Raw genomic sequence first — 7,884 nt, 5'->3', positions numbered from 1 at the left:
GGGCCGACCGGGGCGGTGGGGGAACCGGCCGGCCCGTCGTCGGCGTCGGTGTCCGCCACCACCAGGGCCCGGCACCCGGGCGGCAGGGCGGACGCCCCGGTGGCCGTGGTGAGCACCAGGTCGACGGCCGCGTCGCGCAGGATGGCGTCGCGTCGCTCCGGCGGGTACCGCTCGTCGAGCGCGACGTAGGCGGCGCCGGCCCGCAGGATCGCCAGCAGGCCGACCACGGCCGCGGCGGAGCGGGGCAGGTGCACCCCGACCACGGCACCCTCCACCGTGCCGGCCTGCCGCAACCGGTGGGCGAGCCGGTCGACGCGCCGGTGCAGCTCGTCGTAGGTCAGCTCGCCGTCCCAGGCCCGCACCGCGGTCCGGGTGCGGTGCCGGGCGGCGACCTGCCGGAACAGCTCGTCAATCATCGCGGGGCACGCTCCTGTAGTTGCGCCGACAGCAGGGTGAGCAGCGGCCCGGGTGCGGCCAGGAAGTCGTAGTGGCCCCCCGGGAGGACCTCGAACCGCACGTCGTCGCCGTAGTGTTCCCAGCCCCGCAGTTCCGCCTCGGTGACCTCGGGGTCGTCGGCCCAGTGCAGCACCGAGACGGTCATCGCCACCGGTGCCGGCTCGTCGAGCCGGTAGTAGCGGTTGGCCTCCAGGTCCGCGCGCAGGACCGCCATGCTCAGGGCCAGCATCGCCGGATCGGGTTGTCCGCCCCGTCGTACCGCGAGGGCGGCCAGTTCGTCGAGGAGTTCGGCGTCGTCGAGGGTCAGGAACCGGTCGTGCGGGCAGTGGTGCGGCGCGACCTGGGCGGAGACCACGAGGCTGCGTGGCGCCGGCAGGCGGTGCAGCGGCAGGCGACGGGCCGTCTCGTACGCCGGCAACGCACCGGCGCAGTGCCCGAAGAAGGCGAACGGCCGGTCCAGCAGCGGGAGCAACTGGTCGGCCAGTACCTCGGCCAGCTCCGGGTAACTGCGGTAGTGCGGCTCACGGACCCGGTTCTCCCGGCCCGGAAGCTGCACCAGGCACACCTCGACCCCGTCGATCCAGCGGGGCCACCGGTTGAACATCGACGCGCCCATGCCCGAGTACGGGAAGCAGAAGATGCGGCCGGTCGACTCCTCGGACGGGTCGCGCAGCAGCCAGCGGTGGCGCTTCACGACCCGGACCCCGGTGCCGGGCTGGCCGGTCGCAGGTCGGTCCGGGTGGCCGGGTCGTCGAAGGTGTTCGTCAACTGTCGTCTCCCTGCGTCGGGCCGATCGGTACCGGGCCGGTCCCACACCCCACGGACAACTGCCGCCGGACGAGGTCGCCGAGTTCCGCAGCCCGGTCGCGGTAGTAGAAGTGGTCACCGGGCAGCAGGACGGTGGTGGCCGGCCCGAGGGTCAGGTCCGACCAGCCGCGCAGGTGCTCGGCCGTGATGTCGGGGTCGGCGTCGCCCCCGACGACCAACATCGGGCAGCGCAACGGCTGCGGTGACCCGACGTGCCCTGCGACCAGCAGCGTGTCGGCGCGGATCACCTGGATCGCCAGGCGCAGCATCTCCGGGTTGTCGAGGACCTCGTCGGTGATGGCGTTCTCCGCGCGCAGGACGTCCACCCACTGTGCGACGTCGCGCGCGGAGATCTCGGCGGCGGACAGCGTCGTCGACGCCGTCGGTTGGGCCGAGGAGATCACCAGCAGCGCCACGTGGCGGCCGGCACGGGTGAGCCGGTGCGCCAGCTCGAAGCAGAGCAGCCCGCCCAGGCTGTGCCCGACGAGCACCAGCGCGCCGGTGGCGTACCGGTCGATCTCCGCCGCCATCTGGTCGGCGAGTTCGTGCAGACTGCCGGGGAGTGGCTCGCCGATACGTGGTCCGCGCCCCGGGTACTGGAGGACGAGTGTCTCGTCGCCGGCATCCGTCAGGTGCGGCAGCAGGTCGTACACCGAATAGGCACTGCCACCGCCGTACGGCGCCACCACGACGGTCCGCGCGGCAGGGCCGCCGGGCTCACCCGCGCCGCTGCGGTACCGCCACAGCCCACGCGTCATCGGCTCCAGCGCCATCCGGCACACTCGCTTTCATCAATGGATCTCCGGCCAGTGAAGCACCCGGCTGTGGAAGCGCCGTGGAACCGGTGTGGAAGGCCGGAACCGGCAGGCCCGCCCGGGCCGGGCGCCGTCCACTTTGGTGGAGGCCGGTGGGACCATCTCCACCGTCGGTTGAAGACAGTCCGGCGGATCGACGCGATGCTCTGCCGGTGACACCTACCCCATCGGGCCGTGGGGTCGGCGGCGGGGCCGACACCCTGCTGGCCGGCTTCGCCCACTCCGTACGCCGTCATCCCGACCGGACGGCTGTCGTCTCGGACGATCGGGTGCTCACGTACGCCGAACTGAACCGGGCCGCGGAGACGGTCGCGGCCCGGATCCAGGCCGGGGCGGTCGATCCCGGGTCGCACATCGGCATCTTCCTGACCCGGTCGGTCGACCTGGTCGTGGCCGCGATCGCCGCGCTGAAGGCGGGCTGCGCGTACATTCCCCTGGATCCGGCGAACCCGCCGGCCCGGTTGGCGCGCATCCTGGACGTGGCCGAACCGGCCCTCGTCGTCACCACCGGTGCCCTGGGCGACAGCCTGCCACCGGGCACGCCGGTACTCCGACTGGACGGGCCCCGGCCGGCGGACCTCCGCTACCACGCACCGTCGGTGGACCCGGACGCCTGCGCGTACGTCATCTTCACCTCCGGGACGACCGGCCAGCCCAAGGGGGTACGGATCTCGCACGGCAACGTGCTGCACCTGTTCGGCTCGACGGACTCCCTCTTCGCGTTCGACGAGCACGACGTGTGGTCGATGTTCCACTCCTTCGCGTTCGACGTCGCGGTCTGGGAGATGTGGGGAGCGCTGCTGTACGGCGGCTGCGTGGTCGTCGTACCGGAACTGGTCGCCCGGGATCCGGCCGCGTTCCGGCGTCTGCTGCTGCACCGGCGGGTGACGGTACTGAGCCAGACGCCGACCGCCTTCCAGCAACTCGTCGCCGAGGAGCAGCGGCACGACGACCGGTTGTCGGTGCGTCGGGTCGTGTTCGGTGGTGAGGCGCTGCGGTTCGCGATCCTGGCACCGTGGGCCGCGAAGTACGGCGACGAAACGGTCGAGCTGATCAACATGTACGGCATCACGGAGACGACCGTGCACGCGTCGTACCGTCGGATCCGCGAGGCCGACCTGCACCAGGGGGCGAGCCTCATCGGGGTACCGCTGCCGCACTCGGACCTGCTGCTGACCGACGACCAGCTCCGGCCGGTACCGCCCGGCGAGGTGGGCGAGATCGTCGTCACCGGGCCGGGGGTCGGGCTCGGGTACCACGCGCAACCCGAGCTGACCCGGCAGCGGTTCGTCGAGCTGACCGGCGCCGACGGACGGCCGGTCCGGGGTTACCGGTCGGGTGACCTCGCCCGGCGCCGGCCGGACGGCGACCTGGAGTACCTGGGCCGGGCCGACAACCAGGTCAAGATCCGGGGGTTCCGGGTCGAACTCGGCGAGATCGAGGCGGCGCTGGTCCGGCTCCCGGCGGTGCGCGCCGCCGCCGTGGCCCTCCGGCCGCTACCGACCGGGGAACAGGCGATCATCGGGTACGTCGTACCCGCCGGGGTCGACCCACCGGATCAGCAGCAGCTGCACGGAGAGCTGTCGCGGGCCCTGCCCGGCTACATGGTGCCGGCGGCCTTCGTCACCCTGGACGCGCTGCCCCGTACCGTGAACGGGAAACTCGACCGGTCGGCGCTGCCCGATCCGGTGTTCGCGGCGGGTGTCGGCCGCGCGCCGAGGTCGGTGGTGGAGGAGCTGCTCTGCCAGGTCTTCGCCCAGGTGCTCGGCCGCAGCTCGGTGGAGCGCGACGACAACTTCTTCGTCCTGGGGGGACACTCGCTCTCCGCCGTGCGGCTGACCAACCGGATCAGGGCGGTGCTCGGTCTGGAGGTGGGCATCCAGGAGCTGTTCGCCTCGCCCACCGTCGCCGGGCTCACCGCGACGCGTACCGGCACGGCCGGACGTCCCCCGCTGACCCGACGCGCCGACCCGGCCACGGTCTCCCTGTCGTACGCGCAGCAGCAGCTCTGGTCCCGGCACCGGCGGCCCGGCGGCCCGCCGGCCGGTCAGGTGTCGTACGCGCTGCACCTGACCGGCCGGGTCGACGTGGCGGCGCTCGGTGCCGGGCTGACCGACGTGGTACGCCGGCACGCCGTGCTGCGTACCGTGTTCGCGGAGCACGACGGGGCGCCCCTACCCCGGGTCGTGGACGCCGGGGCGCTCCGGGCGCTGCTGGTGGTCGAGCAGGTGGACGCGGAGAAGCTGGACGGGTCCGTCACGAGCGCCGCCCGGGAGCCGGTCGACCCACGCCGGGAGCCGGCCGTCCGGGCCCGGTTGTTCACGGTGGCCGCCGACCGCTCGGTGCTGCTGCTCGTCCTGCACCGGATCGCCGCCGACGAGTGGTCGTGGGAGCCGCTGCTGCGGGATCTGGCCGAGGCGTACGGTGCCCGGCTCGCCGGCCGGGCGCCGCACTGGCAGCCGCTGGCGGTCGAGTACGCCGACTACGCCGACTGGCAGCGGGATCTGCTCGGCGACGCCGACGACCCGGACAGCCTCGCGGGGCGGCAGCTCGCCTTCTGGCGCGGTCACCTGGACGGTCTGCCGGAGGAGCCGGCGCTGCCGGTGGTCGACCGGGACCGGCCGGCCGGCCCGCAGGTGCCCGGTGACCCGGTCCGGCTGGACACCGACGCCGACCTGCATGTCCGGCTCACCGGGCTGGCCAGGGCCAGCGGTACCACGGTTGCGATGGTGTTGAGGGCGGCGGTGGCGGCTCTGCTCACCCGGCTCGGTGCGGGTACCGACCTGGCGATCGCCGGGACGGTCCCCGGTCGGGTCGATCCGGTGCTGGAACCCCTCGTCGGTCCGTTCGGGAACACGGTGGTGACGCGGGTCGACACCGGCGGGGACCCGACCTTCGCGGAGCTGCTGGTCCGGGTGCGGACTGCGGAGCTGGCCACCGCCGGACACCAGGACCTGCCGTTCGGACGGTTGGTGGAGCTGCTCGATCCGGTACGTGCGGTCCACCGCCAGCCCCCGGCCCGGGTCATGGTCGCCACGCCACCGGCGGTCGCACCCGATCTCGTCCTGCCCGGACTGGATGTCACGACGGCACCGGTCAGCACCGGCGGCCCGGAGTTCGAGCTGACCTTCCGGTTCGAGTCGCGGCACGACGCCGACGGCCAGCCCCTCGGGGTGTCCGGCTGCCTGGAGTACCACGCCGACCGGTACCGCCGGGAGACGGTGGAGCGCCTCGCGGTGACCCTGGGCCGACTGCTGGAGCAGGCGGTGTCGCACCCGGCCACCCGGCTGGGCCAGTTCGACGTCCTGGACGCCGGGGCCCTCCGGTAGGTGCTGCCGGCCGCACTCGCGCGTCGGACCACTGGTTCGTCGCCTGTCGAGCTGCTCCATCCGTGCTGGCAGCGAGGTGGTACGCCAACCCGTGAGGTACGTGCCGACCCGTGAGGTACGGCGCCAACCTGCAGGTCCGGTAGGACGGTCGCTGGTCGCGTGCTGGCACATCCGGAGCAGCTCGACAGGCGGCGAACAGGGGGCCACCCCCGCAGGTCCTGCCGGTGGCTGCGGCCGGTGGGTGACACCCGGTGACCGGCCGGTGCGGCGCCAGGGTCGCCCGCACGGGGACGGCCCGCCGCACCGACTCCTTTCCGTGACGAACCAACGGGACCCCGCTCCATAAAAACGGACTATATGGTGCACACTGCGGCCATCTGATCACCCGTCGTTGCCGAAATGTTTCCGCCGATCACCTGCGGAGCTCTTGACACCGCGTGGTCGCGGTCCATACCGTCCCCTCAGTTGTACATGGTTGTCCATGAACATGAGGGCCAGGATGAAGATTGCAGTGATCGGCAGCTACGGCGCCGGGCTCACCATGCGGGTGCCCCGGGTGCCGGTCGCCGGGGAGACCCTCTCCGGAGGCCGGTTCGCCTCCGGCCACGGCGGCAAGGGCTCCAACCAGGCGGTGGCCGCCGCCCGGCTCGGTGCGCAGGTCAGCCTCCTGACCGCAGTCGGCCGGGACCAGTTCGGTACCGCCGCGCGGGAACTCTGGGCGCAGGAGGGGGTCGACGCCACCGGGGTCCGCACCACGGACGCCGCGACGATGGTCGGCGTCATCCTGGTCGACGCGCACGGCGAGAACCGGATCGCTATCGCCCCCGGCGCGCTGGACGAGCTGACCCCCGCCGACGTCGAGGGCTTCGCCGACCGGATCGCCGCCGCCGACCTGGCGGTGGTGTCACTGGAGATTCCCCTGCCGGTCGCCGTCGCGGCGCTGCGTACCGCACACGAGCACGGCGTCCGGACGCTGCTCAACCCCGCCCCGGCGGTCGCCCTGCCCGACGAGGCCTGGGACTGGATCGACGTGTTGACCCCCAACGCCAGTGAGGCGCGGGTGCTGACCGGGCGCGACCCGGCCGATCCGGCGACCGGCGACGAACTGGTGGACCTGCTGCGCACCCGTTACGCCGGGACGATCGTGCTCACCCTGGGTGCCGACGGCGCCCTGGTCGACCACGACGGGCAACGGGTACGCGTCGACCCGGTCCCCGTGGGCCACGTCCTGGACACCACCGGCGCCGGTGACGCCTTCACCGGCGCGCTCGCCGTCGCCCTCACCCGGGGCGACACCCTCACCGACGCGGTCCGCTACGCCGCTGCGGCCGGCGCGTACGCCGTCGGTGTCGCCGAGGTGATCCCCGCCCTGCCCCGTCCGGACGACGTCGCGGCCCTGCTGAGGAGATGAGACTGATGGCCCAGATGACCACCCGCGCGGTACCGGCGGTGGACGCGGTCGCCGCCCCCCGCGCCCGTTCCCCGTTGCACCGCTTCCTGCACGCCCGCGAGGCCAGCACCTTCCTCGCCCTCGTCGTGCTGTTCGCCCTGGGCACCCTGATCGCGCCGGGCTTCGTCGGCACCGACAACTTCCTCACCGTCGGCCAGCAGATCGCGCAGATCGGCATCATGGCCGTCGGCGTCACCTTCGTCATCATCAACGCCGAGATCGACCTGTCGGTCGGCTCGATCTACGGACTCGGCGCCGTGGTCTGCGGGCTGCTGATGACCTCCGACGTCGCCTGGCCGGTCGCCGCGCTCGGCGGGATCGCCGCCGGTGCGCTCGCCGGCCTGGTCAACGGCCTGATGACGGTGGGCTTCGGCATCCCCTCGTTCATCGTCACGCTCGGCACGCTGAGCGTCTACCGGGGCGTGACGCTGCTGCTCAGCGGCGGCTCACCGATCTCCCTGCCGGCCAGCGACCCCAACGTCGCCGCGTTCAACCTGCTCGGTCAGGGCAAGCTCTTCGGCCTGGTACCGATGCAGCTCGTCATCTTCGCGCTCGTCGCCGTCCTCGGCACGATCGTGCTGTCCCGGTCCCGCTACGGTTTCAACACCTACGCCGTCGGCGGCAGCGCCGAGGCCGCCCGGCTGTGCGGCATCGACACCGGCCGGGTGAAGATCGCCGCGTTCACCCTCTCCGGCACGCTCGCCGGGCTGGCCGGCGTACTCGGCCTGTCCTTCCTGTCCTACGTGCAGGGCGTCACCGGCACCGGCATGGAACTCACCGCCATCTCCGCCGTGATCATCGGCGGTGCGGCCCTGTTCGGCGGTTCCGGCACCATGCTCGGCACCGTCATCGGCGTCGCCTTCATCGGTGTCCTGCAGAACATCCTCAACCTGCGCGGCATCTCCTCGTTCTGGCAGACCGTGGCGACCGGCACGGTGATCATCCTCGCCGTCGCCGCCGACACCTGGCTGCGCAGACGCTCCGGGCGCCGGTGACCACCCCGGTCCGCGCCCCGCAGCACTCCCCC

At 72.9% G+C, this 7,884-nt stretch carries 6 protein-coding genes; 3 read left to right on the top strand and 3 right to left on the bottom strand.

All coding sequences use genetic code 11. The annotated features are described in order from the left end of the window. The 3 genes from GSF22_RS27335 to GSF22_RS27325 all read right to left on the bottom strand — a co-directional run. Nucleotides 1–416 (bottom strand): AMP-binding protein (locus GSF22_RS27335; protein ID WP_208816613.1); only part of this gene is annotated, 416 nt, incomplete at its 3' end. Then, the gene (locus GSF22_RS27330; RefSeq protein WP_307804370.1) at nt 413–1,150 is read right to left on the bottom strand and encodes a thioesterase II family protein; all 738 of its coding nucleotides are present in this window, start codon (nt 1,148–1,150) and stop codon (nt 413–415) included. The genes GSF22_RS27335 and GSF22_RS27330, both read right to left, overlap by 4 nt. A 70-nt stretch (nt 1,151–1,220) precedes the next feature. Beyond that, nucleotides 1,221–2,036, bottom strand: coding sequence for a thioesterase II family protein (locus tag GSF22_RS27325; protein WP_208816612.1), 816 nt, complete (start codon nt 2,034–2,036; stop codon nt 1,221–1,223). A 194-nt stretch (nt 2,037–2,230) separates the two neighbouring features. On the opposite strand from GSF22_RS27325, the gene GSF22_RS27320 reads away from it, so the two are divergent. The 3 genes from GSF22_RS27320 to GSF22_RS27310 all read left to right on the top strand — a co-directional run bounded on the left by GSF22_RS27320 (nt 2,231) and on the right by GSF22_RS27310 (nt 7,852). Beyond that, a complete protein-coding gene (locus GSF22_RS27320; protein WP_208816611.1) occupies nt 2,231–5,407 on the top strand; it encodes a non-ribosomal peptide synthetase in 3,177 nt (1,058 codons plus the stop codon). Between the two features lie 499 nt (nt 5,408–5,906). Then, entirely contained in the window at nt 5,907–6,818 is a 912-nt protein-coding gene (locus GSF22_RS27315) for a ribokinase (RefSeq protein WP_208816610.1), read from the top strand. Between the two features lie 5 nt (nt 6,819–6,823). Beyond that, a complete protein-coding gene (locus GSF22_RS27310; protein ID WP_208816609.1) occupies nt 6,824–7,852 on the top strand; it encodes an ABC transporter permease in 1,029 nt (342 codons plus the stop codon). Nucleotides 7,853–7,884: the final 32 nt, after the last annotated feature.

Origin of the sequence: Micromonospora echinofusca (assembly GCF_017614955.1) — a bacterium.
GTDB classification, from domain to species: Bacteria; Actinomycetota; Actinomycetes; order Mycobacteriales; family Micromonosporaceae; genus Micromonospora; species Micromonospora echinofusca_A.
This window is presented reverse-complemented; position numbering and strand designations above follow the sequence as displayed.